Genomic DNA, 23836 nt, shown 5'->3' with positions numbered 1-23836 from the left:
GAGCCGGCCCATCGAACCGGCCTTATTACTAATCTCGCCCAGAGTACTCGACTTAGGAGTCGATGCGCACCACGGTCCGCATCGTGTCGCGATACCGCCCGGAACGGGACGCGCGACCTCGCGGATCGCATTCCGATATCGTATATTTCATCGGTCGTCTCAGGTCCAGCACGGGAGACGCCTTCGGTCCGCCAGGTGGGGGTCTCTATCGTGGACAGAGTGGGCCATAGCATCGAAACTGGAACAGGTTCCAGTTTCGACTGTGATCGCCAGTAGGATCGACATGTTATCGGTCAACAATCGTCCGTAAAACGCACGAGCGTGTTCGGCAGAGCAAGGAAGTGGGCCCCAGGTGTCCAAGCAGGTCAAGCAGCTCGACCGGGTGATCATCCGGTTCGCGGGTGACTCCGGTGACGGCATGCAGCTGACGGGTGACCGGTTCACGTCGGAGTCGGCGGTGTTCGGCAACGACCTGATGACGCTGCCGAACTTCCCGGCCGAGATCCGGGCGCCCCAGGGGACCATCCCAGGCGTCTCGTCGTTCCAGGTGCACTTCGCCGACCACGACATCCTGACCGCCGGCGACGCGCCCGACGTACTGGTGGCGATGAACCCGGCGGCCCTGAAGGCCAACCTGGCCGACCTGCCCAAGGGCGCGCAGATCATCGTCGACACCCACGACTTCACGGCCCGCAACCTGACCAAGGCGGGTTACGACGCCAACCCCCTGGACGCGCTCGGCGACGCGGGCAGCCAGCTGGGCGAGTTCACCGTGCACCCGGTCGACCTGACCGGGATGACGGTGGAGGCGGTCAAGGAGTTCGGGCTGTCGCGCAAGGACGCGGCCCGGGCGAAGAACATGTTCGCCCTCGGCCTGCTGTCGTGGATGTACGGCCGCCCGACCGAGTCGACGACGGCCTTCCTCACCAAGCGGTTCGCGCGGGTGCCCGACATCCGCGACGCCAACATCACCGCGTTCAAGGCCGGCTGGAACTTCGGGGAGACCACCGAGACGTTCGCGGTGTCCTACGAGATCAAGCCCGCGCCCCAGCAGGCCGGCACCTACCGCAACATCTCCGGCAACCTGGCGCTGGCGTACGGCCTGGTGGCCGCCGGCGTGCAGTCGGGCCTGCCGGTCTTCCTCGGCACCTACCCGATCACCCCGGCCTCCGACATCCTCCACGAGCTGAGCAAGCACAAGTCGTTCGGCATCACGACCTTCCAGGCCGAGGACGAGATCGCCGGCGTAGGTGCCGCGATCGGCGCGTCGTTCGCCGGCTCGCTCGGCGTCACCTCGACCTCGGGCCCCGGTGTCGCGCTGAAGTCCGAGGCGATCGGGCTGGCCGTGATGACCGAGCTCCCGCTGCTGGTGGTCAACGTCCAGCGCGGCGGTCCGTCGACCGGGCTGCCCACCAAGACCGAGCAGGCCGACCTGCTGCAGGCGATGTTCGGCCGCAACGGCGAGGCGCCGGTCCCGATCGTCGCCGCCCAGTCCCCCGGCGACTGCTTCGACGCCGCCGTCGAGGCCGCCCGGATCGCCATCACCTACCGCACCCCGGTGCTGCTGCTCTCCGACGGCTACCTGGCCAACGGCTCCGAGCCGTGGGCCATCCCGGACGTCGACTCGCTCCCCGCCATCGACCCCGCCTTCGCCACCGAGCACAACCACACCAAGGCGGACGGCACGACGGATTTCTGGCCCTACCTGCGAGACGAGGAGACCCTGGCCCGTCCGTGGGCCGTCCCCGGCACCGCCGGCCTGGAGAACCGCATCGGCGGTCTGGAGAAGGGCGACGGGCACGGCAACATCTCCTACGATCCGGCCAACCACGAGCTGATGGTCCGCACCCGTCAGGCCAAGATCGACGGAATCGCCGACTCGCTGCCGCCGCTGGAGGTCGACGACCCCTCGGGTGCGGCCAAGGTCTGCGTGCTGGGCTGGGGCTCGACGTACGGCCCGATCGGCGCGGCCGCCCGCCGGGTTCGCAAGGCCGGCTTCAACGTCGCCCAGGTGCACCTGCGCCACCTCAACCCGTTCCCGAAGGACCTGGGCGAGATCCTCGCCCGCTACGACAAGGTGCTGATCCCCGAGATGAACCTCGGCCAGCTCTCGCTGCTGATCCGGGCCAGGTACCTCGTCGACGCCATCGGCTACAACCAGGTCAACGGCATGCCCATCAAGGCGGCCCAGCTCGCCGAGGCGGTCGGTGCGCTGGTCGCCGACGCCGAGGGCATCGTCGTCGACCTCACCACCAGCTCCACCCAGGAGGTTTCCGAATGAGCACCGAACAGCTTCCCTTCCCCGGCGTCCGCTCCGGCGTCGAGGACGTCCCGAGCGCCGACGAGGCGCAGACCGCCAAGCAGTTCACCTCCGACCAGGAGGTCCGCTGGTGCCCCGGCTGCGGCGACTACGCCGTCCTGAAGGCCGTCCAGGGCTTCCTGCCCGAGCTCGGCCTGCGCCGCGAGAACATCGTCTTCGTCTCCGGCATCGGCTGCTCCAGCCGGTTCCCGTACTACCTCGACACCTTCGGCATGCACTCGATCCACGGCCGCGCGCCGTCGATCGCGACCGGGATCGCCACCGCCCGCGCGGACCTCTCGGTCTGGGTCGTCACCGGAGACGGCGACGCGCTCTCGATCGGTGGCAACCACCTGATCCACGCGCTGCGTCGCAACGTGAACATGACGATCCTGCTGTTCAACAACCGGATCTACGGCCTCACCAAGGGCCAGTACTCCCCCACCTCGGAAGCCGGCAAGGTCACCAAGTCGACGCCGATGGGCTCGGTCGACCACCCCTTCAACCCCGTCTCCCTCGCCCTGGGCGCCGAGGCCGGGTTCGTCGCCCGGACCATCGACTCCGACCGCAAGCACCTCACCTCGGTGCTCTCGGCCGCCGCCGCCCACCGCGGCACCTCGCTGGTCGAGATCTACCAGAACTGCCCGATCTTCAACGACGGTGCCTTCGACGCGATCAAGAACAACGACACCAAGGCCGACGCGATCATCCCCCTGGTCCACGGGGAGCCGATCACGTTCAGCGGTGGCACCAAGGGCCTGGTCCGCGACAACTCGTCCGGCGGCGTCAAGATCGTCGAGGTCGCCGATGTGGGGACCGACGCCCTGCTCGTCCACGACGCCGCGAACCCCGACCCCTCGCAGGCGTTCGCCATCTCGCGGCTCACCGACATGGGCTACCTCAACCAGACGCCGATCGGCATCTTCCGCCAGGTCGCTCGCCCGACGTACGACGACCAGGCCCGCGCCCAGGTCACCTCGGCGAGCGAGGCCACCCCCGGCACGCCCACCGAGCGGCTGGCCGCCCTGATCGGCGGCGGCGACACCTGGACCGTGGTCTGAGACCCAGCCCACCGGCTCCGCGACAAGCACCGAGGCCCGTCCCCCTGCGGGGGCCGGGCCTCGGTCGCGTCCAGGACGTCTCTAGCAGCGCGCGCGGCGGCAGGCCGTGTAGATCTTGTCGGTGCGCGCGGCCTGGTACCTCGCGGTGCTCTTGACCGCGCCCTTGTAGAACCAGGTGGACCGGGTGCCGCTCGGGAAGGCGACCCGCACCACGAAACGACCCTTGCGGTCGGCCCGGACCCGCTTCCAGGTGCGCCAGGCCTTGTGCGGGCCGAGCTTGCGCTTGAAGACGACGACCTTGCGCGACCCCTCGGGGCTGACCCGGCCCTTGATGAACCAGGAGCTGCCCCGCCTGACGCTGCGGTCGTTGAGCTCGCGGGGGAGCTTGGCGCGGGCGGCGAGCGGTACGACGGGGGCGGCGGCCGCGACCGCGCCGGACGACCCGGCCGGGGCCGCGACGGCCGACGACGAGAACGTCAGCGGCGTCAGGCCCAGGAGGGCGAGGCCGAGCAGGGCGGCCAGGAGACGGTGCGTGCGCATGGGACGAGTTTCCCCTCGAGATCAGCGACGATGGACATCAGACCCCGTGCCCGCTCCACGGCGGCACCAAACTCCGCACGGAATCGGGCAGGGGTCCGGCCCGACCCCGTGCTGGCACGGTGGAGTCGCGGCGCGGGCTGAGGCTGGGGTTTGCGGCGTACCTCATCTGGGACGCGTTCCCACGGTACTTCCCGCTCCTCGAACCGGCCGGCGCGAAGGGGTCAAGTGCCGAATTGCTCCTTACCGTTGCTAGTCTGCCCCCGTGGCGGAGCAACGGCGGGGATTCTTCTTCGGCGTCGCCGCGTACACCATGTGGGGCGTCTTCCCGCTCTACTTCCCGCTGCTGGAGCCCGCCGGCGCGGTCGAGATCCTCGCCCACCGGATCGTGTGGTCCGCGCTGGTCATGGGCGTCCTGGTGCTGGTGCTCCACCGGACCTCGCAGTTCCGCGCACTGGTCGCCGACCGCCGGACCCTGCTCGTGCTCACCGTGGCCGCCTCGGTGCTCGCGGTGAACTGGTGCACCTACATCTGGGGCGTCAACAACGGCAAGGTCGTCGAGACGTCGCTGGGCTACTTCATCAACCCGCTCGTCACGGTGCTGTTCGCCGTGGTGCTGCTCGGTGAGCGGCTTCGCCGCCAGCAGTGGGTGGCGGTCGGGATCGCGACGCTCGCGGTCGCCGTCCTCACCTGGGACTACGGCCGGCTCCCGTGGGTCGCGCTCGTGCTCGCGTGCTCGTTCGGCGTCTACGGACTTGCCAAGAAGACCGCGAACGCCGGGGCCGTCGAGTCCCTCGCGCTCGAGTCACTGCTGCTCGCGCCACTGGCCGGCGCCTACCTGGTGTGGCTCGTCATGAGCGGAGGGTCCACCTTCGCATCGGACGGTCTCGGCCACAGCCTGCTCCTCGCCTCCGCCGGTGTCGTCACCGCGGTGCCGCTGATCTGCTTCGGCGCGGCCGCGACGCGCGTGTCCATGGTGACCCTCGGGCTGTTGCAATACCTCGCGCCGATCTTCCAGTTCGCCCTCGGGGTGCTGTGGTACCACGAGGACATGCCCGCCGGGCGGTGGGCAGGGTTCGTGCTGGTCTGGATCGCCCTGGCCCTCTTCACCGTCGAGGCCATCGGCCACCGGCGGCGTCAGCTGCGGCTCGCGGTCGAGGCCAGCGCGGCCTGACCACAAGGTCGTTCACCGGCCCGTCACCCGACGCACCCCGTCGCCTCACCTCTCATCCCTAGCGTGCGCATGCCCCCTGACGGATCGACTCGAGGACGACGCATGTCAGTTACGCCCGGACACCTGCCCGACGAGACGCCGGCGCCCGCCCGCCGTACCCTCCCCCTCCTCCCCTCCGGCCCGCACGGGTCGCGCAGCCGGATGACCTGCCTGCACCGCTGCGGCAACGCCTGCGACCACCCGGAGCCCAACACCTCCGCCAACAGCCACGTGCGCGAGGAGATCAGCAAGGTGGTGCAGCGCCGCTCCGTCCTGCAGGGCGCGGCGGTCGGCGTCGGCGCGCTGCTCGTCGGCGGCTTCACCGCCGGCGAGGCCGCAGCCGGGCACGGCCACGGTGGTCGCCCCGGGCACAGGCCCTCCGGCCAGCTGTCGCGTGCGACGTTCACCTCCGTGCCCCCGAACAAGCAGGACGCGATCGTCGTCCCCGACGGCTTCCGCCACCACGTGGTCGCCCGCTGGGGCGACCCCGTCGTCGCCGGCGCCCCCCGCTTCAACGCCTGGCGGCAGACGCCGGAGGCGGCGGCCAAGCAGTTCGGGTTCAACTGCGACTACGTCGGGCTGGTGCACCCCGGCGACCGCTCCGGCCGGATGCTGCTCGTGGTCAACCACGAGTACACGACTGCGGACCTGATGTTCCCCGCCGGCGTCTACGACGACGCGACCAAGATCCGCATCGAGATGCAGAACCACGGCATGTCCGTCCTGGGCGTCGCGCCGGGCCGCTCCCGGGGCTCCTGGGTCCCGGTCGACCCGCGCCGGTCGCGGCAGAACCGCCGGATCACGATCGACACCGAGTTCGAGCTCACCGGCCCCGCGGCCGGCCACCGGCAGCTGCGGACGACCTCGGACCCGACCGGCCGGAAGGTCCTCGGCACGCTCAACAACTGCGCCGGCGGCACCACCCCCTGGGGCACGGTCTTGTCGGGCGAGGAGAACTTCAACCAGTACTTCGACGCGTCCGGTCCGCTCGACCCGGCGTACGCCGCGTCGTACGCCCGCTACGGCATCAGCGGCAGCGGCCGGGGCTGGTCGTCCGTCGACCCGCGCTTCGACCTCACCACCGACCCGCACGAGCCGTTCCGGTTCGGCTGGGTGGTCGAGCTCGACCCGACCGACCCCGACTCGACCCCGCGCAAGCACACCATGCTCGGTCGGTTCAAGCACGAGGGTGCCAACGTGGCGATAGCGCGTGACGGCCGCGCGGTGGCCTACCTGGGCGACGACGAGCGCGGTGACTACCTCTACAAGTTCGTCTCCCGTGACCGCTTCGACCCGCGCAAGACCCGTCGGGCCAAGGCGCACAACCTGACGCTGCTCGAGCACGGGACGCTGTACGTCGCGAAGCTCACGGGCGACGGCACCGCGGACGGCGTGTACGACGGCACCGGGACGTGGATCCCGCTCGCGTCGGACACCAGGTCGTACGTGCCCGGCATGAGCGTGGCCGAGGTGCTCATCCACACCCGGCTCGCGGCCGACAAGGTGTCGCCGACGAGGATGGACCGGCCCGAGGACGTCGAGCCCAACCCGGTGAACGGCAAGGTCTACCTCGCGCTCACCAACAACTCCAACCGCGGCAGCGCCTCGCAGCCGGCCGACGAGGCCAATCCGCTCACGTCGTCGCAGACCCGGCCGGCGCTCGGAGCGCCGCTGCGGACCCAGTCGGGCAACCGCAACGGCTACGTCCTCGAGTTCACCGAGGCCCGCGACGACCACGCCGCCAAGACGTTCGCCTGGAACCTCTTCCTCGTCTGCGGCGACCCGGCGGCGCAGGAGACCTACTTCGGCGGCTTCGACAAGTCCCAGGTCAGCCCGATCAGCTGCCCGGACAACGTCGCCTTCGACCCGGCCGGCAACCTCTGGATCTCCACCGACGGCAACGTGCTCGGCTCCAACGACGGCGTCTTCCGGGTGCCGGTCGCGGGCCGCTCCCGCGGTCATGTCCAGCAGTTCGCCACCGTGCCGCTCGGTGCGGAGGCGTGCGGGCCGCTCATCTCCCCCGACGGCCGGTCACTCTTCATCGCGGTCCAGCACCCCGGAGAGGTCGACGTCGCGACCTTCGAGTCCCCCGCCAGCACCTGGCCGCACACCGACGCCTTCCCCCGCCCCTCGGTGGTCGTCGCCTACCAGGACCGCTGAGTCGGCGCAGATCCACCGACCGACCCCGCTGAGTCGGCGCAGATTCCCGGCCTCCGCCGGGGATCTGCGCCGATCGCGTGTCCCGGTAGTCGACCTCGCACGGGTGCGCGGTTCCTTCCGGCGGTGTGTCTTTGGTGAGCCTAGGCGGAGCGGACCGCCACGACGTCGGCGAAGGACTCCAGGGCGGCCCGGACCGGGCCCGCGGGAAGGACGGAGAGGCGCGCCTTGGCCTCCTCGGCCCGGGCGACGACGTAGGCACGCGCCTCGTCCATCGCGGGGTGCTTGCGCAGCAGGTCGAGCGTCTCGGCGTGCCGGTCGTCGTCGGTGAGGTCGGTGCCGAGCAGCTCCAGCAGCCGGGTGTCGGCCGGGTCGGTCGAGGCCCGCGCCATCAGCACCGGCAGCGTCGGCACCCCCTCGCGCAGGTCGGTGCCGGGCGTCTTGCCCGACTCCGCGGACTCGGAGGCGATGTCGAGGATGTCGTCGGAGAGCTGGAAGGCCGAGCCGACGATCTCGCCGTACGCCGCCAACGCCTCCTCGACCTCGCGGCTCGCGCCGCCGAACCGGGCGCCGTAGCGGGCCGAGGTGGCGATCAGCGAGCCGGTCTTGCCGGCGACGACGTCGAGGTAGTGGGCCAGCGGGTCCTCGTCCGGACCGGGGGTCACGGTCTCGAGGATCTGGCCCTCGACGAGCCGGGTGAACGTCTCGGCCTGGATCCGGACCGCGTCGGCGCCGAGCGTCGCGGTCAGCTCCGAGGAGCGGGCGAACAGGAAGTCGCCGGTCAGGATCGCGACGTGGTTGTCCCAGCGGGCGTTCGCGGAGTCGGCACCGCGGCGCAGCGCGGCCTCGTCCATGACGTCGTCGTGGTAGAGCGAGCCGACGTGGGTGATCTCCACGACGCAGGCGGCGGTGACCACCTCGTCGGCGCCGGGACGGTCACCGGCCTCGGCCGCGAGCAGCACCAGCAACGGCCGGAACCGCTTGCCGCCCGCGTCGAGCAGGTGGCTGGCGGCCTCGGTGACGTAGGGGAACCGGCTCTGGACGTGGCTGTACAGGGCCTTCTCGACCTCAACCAGTCGCGCCGTCAGCCGCTCCTCGAGTGCAGGGTCGGTCACCGGAAGTGCGAGGTTGCTGCCGTGCTGTGGAGTCACCTGATGAATTGTCCAGCATGGGCCGCGAGATCGAGAACAGGGCCGGGCACGAGGCCGAGGACGACGGTTCCGACGAGGCCGACCAGGATCGTCGCCGACGTCAGCACCGACGGGCTGGTCACGCTCGCCACCTCACCCTCGGGCTCGGTGAAGAACATCAGCCGGATGAAGCGGACGTAGAAGTAGACCGCGATGATGCTCGACACGATCGCGACGAGCACCACCGGCCACGCGCCGGCCGACAGGGCGACGGTGAAGACCGCCCACTTGCCGACGAAGCCCGCGGTCAGCGGGATGCCGGCCAACGAGAGCAGGAAGAACGCGAAGATCCCCCCGATCAGCGGGGACCGGCGACCGAGGCCGGTCCAGCGCTCGATGGCGTTCGCCTCGCCGCCCGAGTCGCGGACCAGGGTCACGATGGCGAACGCGCCGATCGTCGCGAAGCCGTACGTCGTCAGGTAGAACAGCACCGCCTGCAGGGAGGTGATCTCGCCGTCGGACAGCTCCGTGGCGCTCTGCACGCCCAGGACGCCGGTCAGCAGGAAGCCGGTGTGCGCGATCGAGGAGTACGCCAGCATCCGCTTGACGTCGGTCTGCACGATCGCGAGCGCGGCACCCACCAGCATGGTGAGGATCGCGACGATCCACAGCATCGGCTGCCAGTTCCAACGGTCCGCGCCGAAGGCGACGTAGAAGAGCCGCAGCAGGGCGCCGAAGGCCGCGATCTTGGTGCCCGCGGCCATGAACGCCGTCACGGCGGTCGGAGCACCCTGGTAGACGTCGGGGGTCCAGGACTGGAACGGCACCGCACCGACCTTGAACAGCAGGCCGACGGCCAGCATGCCCATCCCGATGTAGAGCAGCACCTGGTTGTCCACGTCGCCGCGCACCGCCGCGTCGATCCGCTCCAGCTGCATGGAGCCCGCGTAGCCGTACACGAGAGCCACGCCGTAGAGGAAGAAGCCGGAGGAGAAGGCGCCGAGCAGGAAGTACTTGAGCGCCGCCTCCTGGCTGAGCAGCCGACGCCGACGGGCCAGCCCGGACAGCAGGTAGAGCGGCAGCGAGAGCACCTCGAGCGCGACGAACATGGTCAGCAGGTCGTTGGCCGCCGGGAAGAGCAGCATGCCGCCGACGGCGAACATCAGCAGCGGGTAGACCTCGGTGTGGTCCAGGCCGCGGGTGGACGCCTGGCGCTCGGCCTCGGTGCCGGGCAGCGCGGCGGCCTGGCCGGCGAACGCGGAGACCCCCGCCTCGAGCCGACGCTCGGCGAACAGCAGCACGCCACCGATCGCGAAGACCAGGATCAGGCCCCAGATGAAGACGCTCGGGCCGTCGACGACGATCGTGCCCTCGGCAGCGACCAGCCCGCGGGCCGCACCGTCGCCGACCTTCGCCAGGTCGACGCCGACCCACACCGTGGCGGCCAGCGCGGCGACCAGGCCGACGGAGGACAGCACGACCTGGCTGAGGTAGCGGCGCTCGCGGGGCAGGAACGCCTCGACGAGCACGCCGAGGATGGCCACACCGAAGACGATCAGGATCGGCGAGAGCTCGGCGTACTCGATGGTGGGCTTGGTGAAGTCCATCAGTGAGCCTCCCCTTCGTCGTAGGAGTGCGGCGGGACGTCGGCATGGTCGACCGTCGGCGGGTCGTCGCTCACGCCCACGTGGGAGAGCAGCGACTCGACGGCCGGGTTCGCGACGTCGAGCAGCGGCGCCGGGTAGAAGCCGAACAGCACCAGCGCCACCATCAGCGGCGCGACGGCTGCGACCTCGCGAAGACTCGCGTCCTTGGTGCCCTCGACCTCGGGCGCCGTCGGGCCGGTCATCGTGCGCTGGTACATCCACAGCACGTAGATCGCGGCCAGCACGATGCCGGTGACCGCCACCGCGCCGACGTACCACTGGTAGTCGAAGGCGGCCAGGATCACCAGGAACTCCGAGACGAACGGGCTCAGGCCCGGCAGGCCCAGGGTCGCCAGGCCGGCGACCAGGAACAGGCCGGCGAGCACCGGGGTGGCCTTCTCCAGGCCGCCCATCTCGCTGATCAGCGTGGTGCCGCGGCGGCGGATCAGGTAGCCGGCCACCAGGAACAGCGCGGCCGTGCCGAGGCCGTGGTTGACCATGTAGAGGATCGAGCCGGTGCCGCCCTGGGTGCTGAACACGAAGATGCCGAGGGTGATGAAGCCGAAGTGGCTCAGCGAGGTCAGACCGATCAGGCGGAGCACGTCGTCCTGGCCGATCGCCACGAACGCGCCGTACACGATCGAGATCAGCGCGAGTACGACGACGACCGGCGTCGCCCACTCCGACGCCTCGGGGAACAGCCCCAGGCAGAACCGCAGCATCCCGAAGGTGCCGATCTTGTCGAGCACGCAGACCAGCAGCACGCTGGTGCCGGGCGTGGCCTTCTCGGTGGTGTCGGCCAGCCAGGTGTGCACCGGGAACAGCGGCGCCTTGATCGCGAACGCGATGAAGAACCCGGCGAACAGCCAGCGGCCGGCCTCGGTCGAGATGTCGAGCTCGGCCAGGTCGGAGAGCAGGTACGACGGCGAGCCCTGGTCGGCGGAGACGACGTACAGGCCGACGACCGAACCGAGCAGCACCAGACCGCCGCCGAGCTGGAACATCAGGAACTTCAGCGCGGCGGCCGAGCGGCCCTCGCGGCCGAAGCCACCGATCAGGAAGTACGCCGGGATCAGCGTCGCCTCGAAGACGACGTAGAAGAGGAACACGTCGGTGGCCGCGAAGACGGCCAGCGAGAGCGCCTCGAGCGCGAGCACCCAGCCGACGAACGCCGCCGGGCTCTCGTCGCCCTCGTGCCAGCCGGCGACCAGCACGATCGGCACCAGCAGCGCGGTGAGCAGGATCAGCAGCAGGCCCAGCCCGTCGACGCCGAGCGCGTAGTGGACGCCGAACGCCTCGATCCAGGTGTGCTGCTCCTCGAGCTGCATGCCGCCGTCGACGTCGTACTGCGCGGCGATCGCCGCGCCGACGGCGAGGGTGAGGACCGCGACCGCGACCCCGAACTGCTTGGCCAGCAGCGGGTTGGTCTTCGGCAGGAACGGCGCCACCACGGCACCCACGAGGGGCACCGCGATCAGCACGGTGAGCCAGGGGAACTCGTTCATGACAGGTTCACCGCCAGGAGGGCCAGGACGACGAGCAGGACGCCGCCGAGGAGGGACAGGGCGTAGGTGCGCACGAAGCCGTTCTGGGCCCGGCGGAGGAACCCGGCGATGCCGGCGACCTGGGCGGGTCCGCCCGCCATCACCCCGTCGACGCCGCTGCTGTCGATGCGGACCAGCGCGCGGGTCAGGGCGGCACCCGGCCGGACGACCAGGGTGTCGTTGATCGCGTCGCCGTACAGGTCGTTGCGGGCCGCCTTGGTGGCGAACGAGACGTCCTGGGGCGGGGTCAGCGCGACCTCGCGCTTGCCGACCAGGAACCACGCGGCCGCGACGCCGCAGGCGACGACCAGGACGGCGAGGGCGGTGACCGCGAGCGCCGGGATCGGCGGGTCGTGGTGCTCGGCGTGGCCGACCACCGGGGTCAGCCACTCGACGACCCAGTCACCGAGGAGCAGGACGCCGGACAGCACCGACATGGCGGCGAGCACGATCAGCGGGATGGTCATCACGCGCGGTGACTCGTGCGGGTGCACGTCGGCCTTCCAGCGCTTGTCGGTGAAGAAGGTGAGCAGCATCAGCCGGGTCATGTAGAAGCCGGTGATGCCGGCGCCCAGCAGGGCGAGCACGCCGACCACCCAGTTCTCGGCGAGCGCGGTCTCGATGATCTTGTCCTTGGACCAGAAGCCCGAGAAGCCGGGGAACCCGATGATCGCGAGGTAGCCCATCGCGAAGGTCAGGAAGGTGACCGGCATGGCGTGCCGCAGCGCGCCGTACCGGCGCATGTCGACGTCGTCGTTCATGCCGTGCATGACCGAGCCGGCGCCGAGGAACATGTTGGCCTTGAAGAAGCCGTGCGTCAGCAGGTGCAGGATCGCGAAGGCGTACCCGGCGACGCCGAGTCCGGCGGCGAGCATCATGTAGCCGATCTGGCTCATCGTGGAGCCGGCCAGCACCTTCTTGATGTCGTCCTTCGCGCAGCCGAGGATCGCACCCCACAGCAGCGTGACGGTCGCGACGAGGACCACCACCGTCTGGGCGTTCGGGGCGAGCTCGAAGATGAAGTTGGAGCGGACCACGAGGTAGACGCCGGCGGTGACCATGGTCGCCGCGTGGATGAGCGCCGACACCGGGGTCGGGCCCTCCATCGCGTCGAGCAGCCAGGCCTGCAGCGGCACCTGGGCGGACTTGCCACAGGCACCGAGGAGCAGCAGCAGGCCGATCGCGGTCAGGGTGTTCTCGGTGGCGCCCGAGGCCAGCTCGCTGACCCCCGAGAAGCTCGTGGTGCCGAAGGTGACGAACATCAGCGCGATGGCCAGCGCGAGGCCGATGTCACCGACCCGGTTCATCACGAAGGCCTTCTTGGCGGCGGCCGCCGCGGAGGGCTTGTGCTGCCAGAAGCCGATCAGCAGGTACGACGCCAGGCCGACGCCCTCCCAGCCCAGGAACAGGGCCAGGTAGTTCTCCGCGAGGACCAGCATCAGCATCGCGGCGACGAACAGGTTGAGGTAGCCGAAGAACCGACGCCGGCGCGGGTCGTGCTCCATGTAGCCGATCGAGTAGACGTGGATCAGCGAGCCGACGCCGGTGATCAGCAGCAGGAACAGCGCCGACAGCGGGTCGTAGAGCAGGTCCATGCCGACGTGCAGGCCGCCGACGTCGATCCAGTCGTACAGCTCCTGGCCCACCGACCGGTCCGTGTCGTCGCGACCGAGCAGGGCCACGAACATCGCGACGCTGATCACGAAGGAGCCGGCCGACGTCGCGGTGCCGAGCAGGTGGCCCCACCGGTCGGTGGCCTTGCCGCCGAGCAGCAGGATCGCAGCGCCCAGCAGCGGGAGTGCGACCACCAGCCACATCAGCGAGAAGACGCCGGTCGAGGCGGACGGGTCGACCACGGGGATGTGGCCGCCCTCCACCGCCAGCGCAGGGGAGATGAGATGCATCGGGCTCGTCACGGCTCCTCAGTACTTCAGCAGGCTCGCGTCGTCGACCGAGGCCGAGCGACGAGTCCGGAAGATGGTCATGATGATCGCGAGCCCGACGACGACCTCGGCCGCAGCCACCACCATCACGAAGAAGGCGGCGATCTGGCCGTCGAGGTTGCCGTGCTGCTTGGCGAAGGCCACCAGCGCGAGGTTGCAGGCGTTGAGCATCAGCTCGACGCACATGAACACCACGATCGCGTTGCGACGGGTGAGCACCCCCACGCAGCCGATCGTGAACAGGATCGAGGACAGGATGATGTACGGCGTCACGTCGTCCATCAGCGGTCTCCTTCCACGTCGGCCACGTCGGATTCGGCGGCCACGTCGACCTGCTCGGGCACCTCGGCCTCGCCGGCCTGACTGGTCGGCATGCCGGTGCCCTGCTCGGTGTTGTGGCCGGAGCCTGCGGAGGTGTCGGCGGCGGAGCCGGACCCGCCGGGCAGACCGGCCAGCGAGCGCTGGACCCCCTCGATGTCGTCGGCCAGGGCCGGCGCGGACCGGACCGTGCCCCGGGCCGCCAGCACCCGGGAGACCGAGAGCGCCGAGGCGGTGCCGTCGGGCAGCAGGGCCGGGGTGTCGACCGCGTTGTGGCGGGCGAAGACGCCGGGAGCGGGCAGCGGCCCGAGGTGGGTGCCCTTCTCGGCGTAGTCGCGCACCCGCTCGGCGGCCAGGCTCCGCTGGGTCGCCTTGGGCGTGAGCCGCTCGCGGTGGGCGAGCACCATCGCGCCCATGGCGGCGGTGATGAGCAGCGCGCTGGTGACCTCGAAGGCGAAGACGTAGCGCGAGAACAGGATGTCGGCGAGCCGCTGGACGTTGCCGCCCTGGTTGGCCTCCTCCAGCCCCACGACGCTGCCGAGGGAGATCTGGGCCAGGCCGGTGACCAGCACCAAGCCGAGCACCAGGCCGGCGACCACGGCGAGCACCCGCTGACCGCGGATCGTCTCGACCGTGGAGTCGGAGGCGTCGACACCGACCAACATCAGCACGAAGAGGAAGAGCATCAAGATGGCGCCGGTGTAGACGATGATCTGCACCGCGAACAGGAACGGCGCCTCCAGCACGGCGTACAGCACGGCCAGGCTGATCATCACGACCGCGAGCAGCAGGGCGGCGTGCACCGCCTTGCGGACGAAGAGGATCCCGAGAGCCGCCAGCACCATGATCGGCGCCAGGATGTAGAAGGCAGGGCTCACGACACCGCCCCATCCTGCTCCGCGCCAGCGGAGCCCGTCGAACCGCGAGCGGAGCGAGCCTGGTTCGCCGGAACAGAAGGATCGGGGAGCGGAGCGACCCCCTCGACGTTCTGGGGGGTCTGGGGGGCGGAGCCCCCCTGGGTGCCCCGGTAGTAGGCGCCCTCGTCGTCGCCGAGACGCATCGGGTGCGGCGGCTGCTCCATGCCGGGGAGCAGCGGCGCGAGCAGGTCGGACTTCTCGTAGATCAGGTCCGCGCGGTTGTCGTCGGCCAGCTCGTACTCGTTGGTCATCGTCAGGGCCCGGGTCGGGCAGGCCTCGATGCACAGGCCGCACAGGATGCAGCGCAGGTAGTTGATCTGGTAGACGCGGCCGTAGCGCTCGCCGGGGCTGAAGCGGCCCTCGCCGTTGGCGCTGTCGTCGTTGGACGCACCCTCGACGTAGATCGCGTCGGCCGGGCAGGCCCACGCGCACAGCTCGCAGCCGATGCACTTCTCCAGCCCGTCGGGCCACCGGTTGAGCTGGTGGCGGCCGTGGAAGCGAGGTGCGGTCGGCTGCTTGTCGTAGGGGTACTGCTCGGTGACGACCTTCCTGAACATCGTCCGGAAGGTCACCCCGAACCCGGCGACCGGGTCCCAGAACTGCTCCTTCAACGTGGGCATCAGGATGTCTCCTCCGTCGTCCCGGCCGGGACCGTGGAACTGGATCTGAACGTGAGCGGCTCGGCCGCACCGCGGACCGGACCGCCGGTGGGCATCGGCGGGACCGGGAAGGCGCCGCTCGCCGGGGGCTCCGGCGCGACGGCCGGCGCCTCCTCGTGGTCGTCCTCGTCGGCGAAGAAGAAGAGCCCGAGGAAGAGCACGACGAGCACGCCGATCGCGACCAGGAGGTACTGCCGGTCGATACCGTCCTCCAGCGACATCGCCCGGATCGTCGCGACCGCGATGATCCAGAGCAGCGCGGCCGGGATCAGCCGCTTCCAGCCGAAGGCCATGAACTGGTCGTAGCGCAGCCGGGGCAGCGTGCCGCGCAGCCAGATGAAGACGAAGATGAACGCCATCACCTTGCCGAAGAACCACAGCACCGGCCAGTAGCCCTCGTTGAAGCCGGCGTAGAGGTGGTCGATCCAGAACGGCGCGTGCCACCCGCCGAGGAACAGCGTCGTCGCGAGCGCGGAGACGGTCGCCATGTTGATGTACTCGGCGAGGAAGAACAGCGCGAACTTCAGCGAGGAGTACTCGGTGTGGAAGCCGCCGACCAGCTCGCCCTCGGCCTCGGGGAGGTCGAACGGCGCGCGGTTGGTCTCCCCGATCATCGCGATCGTGTAGATGATGAACGACGGCGCCAGGATCAGGCCGAACCACAGGTTGTCCTGCGCCGCCACGATCTCCGAGGTCGACATCGAGCCGGCGTACAGGAACACCGCGACGAGCGCGAGGCCCATCGCGACCTCGTAGGAGATCATCTGCGCGCTCGAGCGCAGCCCGCCGAGCAGGGAGTACGTCGAGCCGCTGGACCAGCCGCCGAGCACGATGCCGTAGATGCCGATCGAGGCGATGGCCATCACGAACAGCACGGCGACCGGCATGTCGGTCAGCTGCAGCGGGGTGGTCTCACCGAAGAAGTTGACCTCGGGCCCGAACGGGATCACCGAGAAGGTGACGAACGCGGGGACCACGGCCAGCACCGGGGCGATCAGGAAGACCACCTTGTCGGCCGCCTTCGGGATCAGGTCCTCCTTCAGCGCGAGCTTCACGCCGTCGGCCAGTGACTGCAGCAACCCGAACGGGCCGTTGATGTTGGGGCCGATCCGGTGCTGCATCCGGGCCACGACCCGACGCTCGAACCAGATGTTGAACAGGGTGAGCAGCACCAGGACCACGAAGATCAGCAGGGTCTTGATGAGGATGATCCACCAGGGGTCGTTGCCGAAGCTCGCCAGGCTGGTGTCGTCGGCCGCCAGTGGGATCACGCGCCCGCTCCCTTCACGGTGACCGTCGAGCCGGGTGAGGCGAGGTCGGCGAGCACGCCGTTGCCGGAGGAGTTCGCCGGCAGCCACACCACGTCGTCGGGCAGCTCCTTGTTGATGACCGCCGGGAGCGTCAGCGAGCCGCGGTCACCGGTCAGGGTGACCAGTCGGCCGTGCTGCTCGAAGATCGTCGCCGGCACCCGCACCACGGGCATCCGGGCGGTGGCCCGCAGGTGGTCGTCGCCGTCCTGCATCGAGCCCAGGTCGATCAGCTGCTTCCAGCTGGCGACGCGTACGCCGGCGCTCGCAGCCGGCTGGACCGGCTCGACCGCGGGCGACGCGGGACGGGCACCGTCCCACGGGCCCATCTCGGACATCCGGGCCCGCACGTCGGCGACGGTGCGGAAGCCGAGCGGGCGGCCCAGCTCCTCGGCGATGCCGGCGAGGATCCGCAGGTCGGGCAGCGAGGCCGGGTTGGTGAAGACCGCCTCGAAGGGCCGCGGGCGGCCCTCCCAGGTGACGAAGGTGCCGGCCTTGTCGCTGACCGGGGCCACCGGGAACACCACGTCGGCGGCCCGGGTCACCTCGGTCTCGCGCAGCTCCAGGGCGACGACGAACGACGCCGCCTCGACCGCGGCCCGGGTGGCGGCCGGGTCGGCCGTGTCGTCGGGGTCGACGCCGCCGATGACCAGGCCGCCCAGCTGACCGGCGACCAGCGCGGCCACGATCGCGTCGGCGTCCCGGCCGGGGGTGTCGGGCAGGGAGTCGACGCCCCAGCTCGCGGCCGCGTCCACCCGGGCGACCGGGTCGGCCACCGGACGTCCGCCGGGCAGCAGGTTGGGCAGGCAGCCGGCCTCGACCGCGCCACGGTCACCGGCCCGGCGCGGCACCCAGGCGAGCTTCGCGCCGGTCTTGCGAGCCAGCGCGGCGGCGGCCGAGAGCGCGCCCGGCGAGGTGGCGAGCCGCTCCCCCACCAGCAGCACCGCGGTGCCGTCGATGCCGTGCTCGGCGTGCTCGACCAGGCCGGCGATGGCCGACGCCTCGGCGCCCGGCGCCGCGATGACGGCCTTGCCGCCCATCTTGCGCAGCCCGCGCGAGCGGTACGGCGCGACGGCGAGCACCCGGGTGCCGTGGTGCTTGTTGGCCTTGCGCAGCCGCAGGAAGATCGCGCCCGCCTCGTCCTCGGGCTCCAGCCCGAGGAGGACGACGGTCTTCGCGAGCTCGAGGTCGGCGTACGTCGGGGAGCCGTCGGAGGGGTGCGTGAGCACGACGTCGGAGGCCAGGAAGTCGGCCTCCTCGGCCGACAGCGGGCGGGCCCGGAAGTCGATGTCGTTGGTGCCGAGGGCGACCCGGGCGAAGGCGCTGTAGGCGTACGCGTCCTCGGCCGTGACCCGGCCGCCGGTGAGCACGCCGGTGGCGCCGGCGGCCTGCAGGCCACGCGCCGCGACGGCGAACGCCTCGGGCCACGAGGCCGGCCGCAACGACCCGTCCTCATCTCGGACCTGCGGGTAGGTCAGCCGGTCCGGCTGCTGCGCGTAGGTGAACGCGAAGCGGTCCTTGTCGGTGATCCACTCCTCGTTGACCTCGGGGTCGTTGCCGGCGAGGCGACGCATCACCTTGCCGCGCCGGTGGTCGACGCGGATCGCGGAGCCGCAGGCGTCGTGCTCGGCGACCGCGGGCGTGGAGACCAGGTCGAACGGGCGGGAGCGGAAGCGGTACTCGGCGGAGGTCAGCGCGCCGACCGGGCAGATCTGGATCGTGTTGCCGGAGAAGTAGCTCTGCAGCGGCTCCTTCTCGTAGATGCCGACCTGCTGGAGCGCGCCCCGCTCGACCAGCGCGATGAACGGGTCACCCGCGATCTGCTCGGAGAACCGGGTGCACCGCGCGCAGAGCACGCAGCGCTCGCGGTCCAGGAGCACCTGCGCGGAGATGTTGATCGGCTTGGGGTAGGTGCGCTTGACCCCGTCGAACCGGGTCTCACCCCGGCCGTTGGACATCGCCTGGTTCTGCAGCGGGCACTCGCCGCCCTTGTCGCACACCGGGCAGTCCAGGGGGTGGTTGACCAGCAGGAACTCCATGATCCCCTGCTGCGCCTTGTCGGCGACCGGGCTGGTGGCCTGGGTGCTGACGACCATGCCCTCGGCGACCGGCAGCGTGCAGGAGGCCTGCGGCTTCGGGAAGCCGCGGCCGTTGCCGGCGTCGGGGATGTCGACCAGGCACTGCCGGCAGGCGCCGACCGGCTCGAGCAGCGGGTGGTCGCAGAACCGCGGGATCTGCACGCCGACCTGCTCGGCCGCGCGGATCACCAGGGTGTCCTTGGGGACGCTGACCTGAACCCCGTCGATCGTCAGGGTGACGAGATCCGTCTTCTCGACTCCGTTGGTTGAGCCTGTCGAAACCGTCATGCGCTTGCTCCAGCGGTCACGAACGAGGTGGAGGCGGCCGGGTCGAACGGGCAGCCGCCGTGGGTCAGGTGGGCGAGGTACTCGTCGCGGAAGTACTTGATCGAGCTGGTGATCGGGCTGGTCGCCCCGTCACCGAGGGCGCAGAAGGCCCGGCCCAGGATGTTGTCGCACTGGTCGAGGAGCAGCTCGAGGTCGGCCTCGGTGCCCTGCCCCCGCTCCAGCGCGGCCAGGGTCTGGACCAGCCACCACGTCCCCTCGCGGCACGGCGTGCACTTGCCGCAGGACTCGTGCTTGTAGAACTCCGTCCACCGCAGCACGGCCCGGACCACGCAGACGGTCTCGTCGAAGAGCTGCAGGGCGCGGGTGCCGAGCATCGACCCGGCCGCGGCCACGCCCTCGAAGTCCAGCGGGACGTCGAGGTGCTCGGCGGTGAACAGCGGGGTGCTCGACCCGCCGGGAGTCCAGAACTTCAGCTCGTGGCCCTCCCGCATGCCGCCCGCGAGGTCGATCAGCTGCCGCAGGGTGATGCCGAGCGGCGCCTCGTACTGGCCCGGCCGCTGGACGTGGCCGGAGAGGGAGAAGATGCCGAAGCCCTTGGACTTCTCGGTGCCCATGCTCGCGAACCACTCGGCGCCGCGGCCGATGATGCTCGGCACGGATGCGATCGACTCGACGTTGTTGATGACCGTCGGGCTGGCGTACAGGCCGGCGACGGCCGGGAACGGCGGGCGCAACCGGGGCTGGCCGCGACGGCCCTCCAGACCCTCCAGCAGCGCCGTCTCCTCGCCGCAGATGTAGGCGCCCGCACCGGCGTGCACGACGATGTCGAGGTCGTAGCCGGAGCCGTGGATGTCGGTGCCGAGGTGGCCGGCGGCGTACGCCTCGGCGACCGCGGCCTGCACCCGGCGGATCACGTGGAGCACCTCGCCGCGGATGTAGATGAACGCCTTGTTGGCCCGGATGGCGAAGGAGCTGATGATCACGCCCTCGACCAGGGTGTGCGGGCTGGCCATCATCAGCGGGATGTCCTTGCAGGTCCCCGGCTCGGACTCGTCGGCGTTGACGACGAGGTACTTCGGCCTCGGGTTGTCCTGCGGGATGAACGACCACTTCATGCCGGTCGGGAAGCCCGCGCCGCCGCGACCGCGCAGGCCGGAGTCCTTCACGGCCGCGATGATGTCGTCAGGGGCCATCGCGAGCGCCTTCTTCAGCGCGGCGTACCCGCCGTGCTGCTCGTACGACGCGAGGGTCCAGGCGCGCTCGGCGTCCCAGTTGTCGGTGAGCACCGGGGTCAGGACATCAGTCATCCGTCTTCTCCTCCACCGTTTCGCTCTGCACCGTTTCGCTCTGGGCCCGCGACGTGTCGGCCTGGGCCACCGCCTCGGTCTTGGTGTCGGCCACCTCGTTGGCCGACCCCGTCGTGCCCTCGGCGTCCGGCGACGGGGCGCTCCAGCCGCGCTCGCGGGCGATCCCGAGGCCGACCAGCGAGGCCGGGCCCGCGGCGGGTCCCTCGTCGACGCGGCCGTCGGGGAAGCCGGCCAGCACCCGCTCCGCCTCGCGCCACGTGCAGATGCGCGGGCCCCGGGTGGAGGTGACCTCCCGACCGGCGCGGAGGTCGTCGACCAGCTCCACCGCCGACTGCGGGGTCTGGTTGTCCATGAACTCCCAGTTGACCATCATCACCGGCGCGTAGTCGCACGCCGCGTTGCACTCCACGTGCTCGAGGGTGATCCTGCCGTCGGCGGTGGTCTCGTCGTTGCCGACGTCGAGGTGCTCCTTGAGCCGCTCGAAGATCACGTCGCCGCCCATCACCGCGCACAGCGTGTTGGTGCAGACCCCGACGTGGTAGTCGCCGACCGGCTTGCGCTTGTACATCGTGTAGAACGTCGCGACCCCGCTGACGTCCGCCGCGGAGATGCCGAGGATGTCGGCGCAGGCCTCGATCCCCTCCGGCGTGATCCGGCCCATGGCCGACTGCACCAGGTGCAGCATCGGCAGCAGGCCCGAGCGCGGCTCCGGGTAGCGGGCCGCGATCTGCTCCAGCTCGGCGTACGTCGCGTCGCTGATCTCGTTGCTCTGGATCGTCATCGGTCGACGCCTCCCATGACCGGGTCGATGGATGCGATCGCGACGATGACGTCGGCGACCATGCCGCCCTCGCTCATCACGCTCGTGGCCTGCAGATTGGTGAACGACGGGTCCCGGAAGTGGGCGCGGAACGGGCGGGTGCCGCCGTCGGAGACGACGTGGGCGCCGAGCTCGCCGCGCGGCGACTCGATCGGCACGTACGCCTGGCCGGCCGGGACCCGGAAGCCCTCGGTCACCAGCTTGAAGTGGTGGATCAGCGCCTCCATCGACTCGCCCATGATGTGGCGGATGTGGTCGAGGGAGTTGCCCATGCCGTCGGAGCCGATCGCGAGCTGGCTGGGCCAGGCGATCTTCTTGTCGCCCACCATCACCGGGGCGCCCTCGAGGCCGGCGAGCCGGTCGGCGGCCTGCTCGACGATCTTCAGCGACTCCCACATCTCGTTGAGGCGGATCCGGAACCGGCCGTAGGCGTCGGCCGTGTCCCAGGTCTGGACCTCGAAGTCGTAGGTCTCGTAGCCGGAGTAGGGCTCGGACTTGCGCAGGTCCCACGGGTAGCCGGTGCTGCGCAGCACCGGGCCGGTGAGGCCCAGGGCCAGGCAGCCCTCCAGGTCGAGGTGGCCGACGCCCTCGAGGCGGGCCTTGAAGATCGGGTTGGCGTTGCAGAGTGCGGCGTACTCCGGGAGCCGCTTCTTCATCAGGGCCACGAAGCCGCGGATCTCGTCGAGCGCACCCGGGGGCAGGTCCTGGGCGACGCCGCCCGGCCGGATGAACGCGTGGTTCATGCGCAGGCCGGTGATCAGCTCGAACAGGTCGAGGACCAGCTCGCGCTCGCGGAAGCCCATGGTCATGACCGTCAGCGCGCCGATCTCCATGCCGCCGGTGGCGATGCAGACCAGGTGGGAGGAGATCCGGTTGAGCTCCATCAGGAGCACCCGCATGACCTCGGCCTTCTCCGGCACCTGGTCCTCGATGTCGAGGAGCCGCTCGACGCCGAGGACGTAGGTCATCTCGTTGTAGAACGGCGAGAGGTAGTCCATCCGGGTGCAGAAGGTGACGCCCTGCACCCAGGAGCGGAACTCCATGTTCTTCTCGATGCCGGTGTGCAGGTACCCGATGCCGCAGCGGGCCTCGGTCACCGTCTCACCCTCGAGCTCGAGGATCAGCCGGAGCACGCCGTGCGTCGACGGGTGCTGCGGACCCATGTTGACCACGATCCGCTCGTCGGCCTCCTCCGCGAGGCCCTCGGCGATCTGGTCCCAGTCCTGGCCGGTGACCGTGAAGACGCGACCCTCGGTCGTGTCGCTCGTGCCGGCGTAGAGATCTTCGGTCGTGCTCATCAGTTGTACGACCTCCGCTGGTCGGGAGGCGGAACGGTGCCGCCCTTGTACTCCACGGGAATGCCGCCCAGCGGGTAGTCCTTGCGCTGGGGGTGGCCCGGCCAGTCGTCGGGCATCAGGACCCGGGTGAGCGCCGGGTGGCCGTCGAAGACGATCCCGAACATGTCGTAGGTCTCGCGCTCGTGCCAGTCGACGGTCGGGTAGACCGCCACGATCGACGGGATGTGCGGATCGGCGTCGGGCGCCGTCACCTCGACCCGGATCCGGCGGTTGTGGGTCATCGAGAGCAGGTGGTAGACCGCGTGCAGCTCGCGGCCCTCGTCGGCGGGGTAGTGCACGCCGCTGACGCCGGCGCAGAACTCGAAGCGCAGCTTGAGGTCGTCGCGGAGCACCTGCGCGACGGTCGGCAGGTCGGCTCGTCGGACGTGGAAGGTGATCTCGCGGCGGTGGATCACCACGCTCTCCACCGCGTGCTCGACGCCGCCGGCCGCGAGGGCCACGTCGAGCGCGCCCGCGACCTCCTCGTGCCAGCCCTCGAACGGCCGCTGGGCCGCGCCGGGGAGGACGACCGGCTGGACCAGGCCGCCGTACCCGCTCGTGTCGCCGGAGCCCTTCGCACCGAACATGCCGCTGCGCACGCCGACGGCGCGGACCTCCGGGTCGGTGGTGGCGGGGGCGTTCTCGGGCGACTGGTCGAGCGCCGCCTGCTCGGGTGTCTTCTCGTCGCTCATCGGAGCAGGCCCTTCATCTCCGAGGTCGGCAGCGCCTTCAGCGCGGCGTTCTCGCGCTCCTCGATCTCGGCGAGGCGGTTGACGCCGAGCTTCTTGGACTGGACCTGGTCGTGCAGCTTCAAGATCGCGTCCATGAGCATCTCCGGGCGCGGCGGACAGCCCGGGAGGTACATGTCGACGGGGACGATGTGGTCGACGCCCTGGACGACCGCGTAGTTGTTGAACATGCCGCCGCTACTGGCGCACACGCCCATCGCGAGCACCCACTTGGGCTCGGGCATCTGGTCGTAGATCTGGCGCAGGACCGGGGCCATCTTCTGGCTGACCCGGCCGGCCACGATCATCAGGTCGGCCTGGCGCGGGCTGGCCCGGAAGACCTCCATCCCGAAGCGGCCGAGGTCGTACTTCGGGCCGCCGCTGCTCATCATCTCGATCGCGCAGCAGGCCAGGCCGAAGGTCGCCGGCCAGAACGACGCCTTGCGCATGTAGCCGGCGACACCCTCCACGGTCGTCAGCAGGACGCCGCTGGGGAGCTTCTCCTCGATACCCATCAGAAAGTTCCTCTCTGCGCCAGCAGTTGAGC

Annotated in this window: 19 protein-coding genes; 4 read left to right on the top strand and 15 right to left on the bottom strand. The window is 70.4% G+C overall.

Annotated features, from left to right (window positions below; all coding sequences use genetic code 11):
* The first annotated feature begins 352 nt into the window (after positions 1–352).
* Together MUB56_RS07595 and MUB56_RS07590 are read left to right on the top strand one after the other, a co-directional pair.
* Complete coding sequence (locus MUB56_RS07595) at positions 353–2281, top strand: 2-oxoacid:acceptor oxidoreductase subunit alpha (protein ID WP_280637376.1); 1929 nt, start codon at positions 353–355, stop codon at positions 2279–2281.
* Entirely contained in the window at positions 2278–3360 is a 1083-nt protein-coding gene (locus MUB56_RS07590; protein WP_244931296.1) for a 2-oxoacid:ferredoxin oxidoreductase subunit beta, read from the top strand. Before MUB56_RS07595 ends, MUB56_RS07590 begins: the two co-directional genes overlap by 4 nt.
* An 81-nt stretch (positions 3361–3441) precedes the next feature.
* Here the strand turns inward: MUB56_RS07590 and MUB56_RS07585 are convergent, their stop codons facing one another.
* Positions 3442–3900 carry a hypothetical protein gene (locus tag MUB56_RS07585; RefSeq protein ID WP_244931295.1) on the bottom strand — a complete coding sequence of 153 codons (459 nt, stop codon included), beginning with the start codon at positions 3898–3900 and terminating at the stop codon, positions 3442–3444.
* A 262-nt stretch (positions 3901–4162) separates the two neighbouring features.
* Here MUB56_RS07585 and rarD point away from each other — a divergent pair, with 262 nt between their 5' ends.
* Together rarD and MUB56_RS07575 are read left to right on the top strand one after the other, a co-directional pair.
* On the top strand, positions 4163–5071 hold the full coding sequence (rarD, locus tag MUB56_RS07580; protein WP_244931294.1) for an EamA family transporter RarD: 909 nt from the start codon (positions 4163–4165) through the stop codon (positions 5069–5071).
* A 102-nt stretch (positions 5072–5173) separates the two neighbouring features.
* A complete protein-coding gene (locus tag MUB56_RS07575) occupies positions 5174–7270 on the top strand; it encodes a PhoX family phosphatase (RefSeq protein ID WP_244931293.1) in 2097 nt (698 codons plus the stop codon).
* A gap of 140 nt (positions 7271–7410) precedes the next feature.
* Here MUB56_RS07575 and MUB56_RS07570 read toward each other — a convergent pair whose 3' ends face one another.
* The 14 genes from MUB56_RS07570 to MUB56_RS07505 form a co-directional block, all read right to left on the bottom strand.
* Positions 7411–8418, bottom strand: a complete 1008-nt coding sequence (locus tag MUB56_RS07570) for a polyprenyl synthetase family protein (RefSeq protein WP_244931292.1) — start codon at positions 8416–8418, stop codon at positions 7411–7413.
* A complete protein-coding gene (gene nuoN / locus MUB56_RS07565; protein ID WP_244931291.1) occupies positions 8415–10004 on the bottom strand; it encodes an NADH-quinone oxidoreductase subunit NuoN in 1590 nt (529 codons plus the stop codon). Before nuoN ends, MUB56_RS07570 begins: the two co-directional genes overlap by 4 nt.
* Positions 10004–11548, bottom strand: coding sequence for an NADH-quinone oxidoreductase subunit M (locus tag MUB56_RS07560; protein WP_244931290.1), 1545 nt, complete (start codon positions 11546–11548; stop codon positions 10004–10006). The genes nuoN and MUB56_RS07560 overlap by 1 nt, the downstream gene beginning before the upstream one ends.
* Positions 11545–13404, bottom strand: coding sequence for an NADH-quinone oxidoreductase subunit L (gene nuoL, locus MUB56_RS07555; protein WP_244932364.1), 1860 nt, complete (start codon positions 13402–13404; stop codon positions 11545–11547). Before nuoL ends, MUB56_RS07560 begins: the two co-directional genes overlap by 4 nt.
* Before the next feature lie 105 nt (positions 13405–13509).
* Complete coding sequence (nuoK, locus tag MUB56_RS07550) at positions 13510–13812, bottom strand: NADH-quinone oxidoreductase subunit NuoK (protein ID WP_244931289.1); 303 nt, start codon at positions 13810–13812, stop codon at positions 13510–13512.
* The gene (locus MUB56_RS07545) at positions 13812–14726 is read right to left on the bottom strand and encodes an NADH-quinone oxidoreductase subunit J (protein WP_280637375.1); all 915 of its coding nucleotides are present in this window, start codon (positions 14724–14726) and stop codon (positions 13812–13814) included. The genes nuoK and MUB56_RS07545 overlap by 1 nt, the downstream gene beginning before the upstream one ends.
* Positions 14723–15385 carry an NADH-quinone oxidoreductase subunit NuoI gene (gene nuoI, locus MUB56_RS07540; RefSeq protein WP_244931288.1) on the bottom strand — a complete coding sequence of 221 codons (663 nt, stop codon included), beginning with the start codon at positions 15383–15385 and terminating at the stop codon, positions 14723–14725. The genes MUB56_RS07545 and nuoI overlap by 4 nt, the downstream gene beginning before the upstream one ends.
* Complete coding sequence (gene nuoH / locus MUB56_RS07535) at positions 15385–16695, bottom strand: NADH-quinone oxidoreductase subunit NuoH (RefSeq protein WP_244931287.1); 1311 nt, start codon at positions 16693–16695, stop codon at positions 15385–15387. The genes nuoI and nuoH overlap by 1 nt, the downstream gene beginning before the upstream one ends.
* Positions 16692–19097 (bottom strand): NADH-quinone oxidoreductase subunit G, encoded by a 2406-nt coding sequence (locus MUB56_RS07530; protein ID WP_244931286.1) that lies wholly within the window; start codon positions 19095–19097, stop codon positions 16692–16694. Before MUB56_RS07530 ends, nuoH begins: the two co-directional genes overlap by 4 nt.
* Positions 19094–20404: an NADH-quinone oxidoreductase subunit NuoF gene (gene nuoF, locus MUB56_RS07525; RefSeq protein ID WP_244931285.1), complete on the bottom strand. Its 1311-nt coding sequence runs from the start codon at positions 20402–20404 to the stop codon at positions 19094–19096. Before nuoF ends, MUB56_RS07530 begins: the two co-directional genes overlap by 4 nt.
* Positions 20397–21185 carry an NADH-quinone oxidoreductase subunit NuoE gene (gene nuoE / locus MUB56_RS07520; RefSeq protein ID WP_244931284.1) on the bottom strand — a complete coding sequence of 263 codons (789 nt, stop codon included), beginning with the start codon at positions 21183–21185 and terminating at the stop codon, positions 20397–20399. The genes nuoF and nuoE overlap by 8 nt, the downstream gene beginning before the upstream one ends.
* Positions 21182–22522: an NADH-quinone oxidoreductase subunit D gene (locus tag MUB56_RS07515; RefSeq protein ID WP_244931283.1), complete on the bottom strand. Its 1341-nt coding sequence runs from the start codon at positions 22520–22522 to the stop codon at positions 21182–21184. The genes nuoE and MUB56_RS07515 overlap by 4 nt, the downstream gene beginning before the upstream one ends.
* Positions 22522–23253 (bottom strand): NADH-quinone oxidoreductase subunit C, encoded by a 732-nt coding sequence (locus tag MUB56_RS07510; RefSeq protein WP_244931282.1) that lies wholly within the window; start codon positions 23251–23253, stop codon positions 22522–22524. The genes MUB56_RS07515 and MUB56_RS07510 overlap by 1 nt, the downstream gene beginning before the upstream one ends.
* Positions 23250–23804: an NADH-quinone oxidoreductase subunit B gene (locus MUB56_RS07505; protein ID WP_244931281.1), complete on the bottom strand. Its 555-nt coding sequence runs from the start codon at positions 23802–23804 to the stop codon at positions 23250–23252. Before MUB56_RS07505 ends, MUB56_RS07510 begins: the two co-directional genes overlap by 4 nt.
* Between the last annotated feature and the right edge of the window lie 32 nt (positions 23805–23836).

Source organism: Nocardioides sp. W7 (genome assembly GCF_022919075.1).
Classification (GTDB): Bacteria; Actinomycetota; Actinomycetes; order Propionibacteriales; family Nocardioidaceae; genus Nocardioides.
Note: the sequence above shows the minus strand (reverse complement) of the source record. Positions and strands in the feature narration are given on the sequence as shown.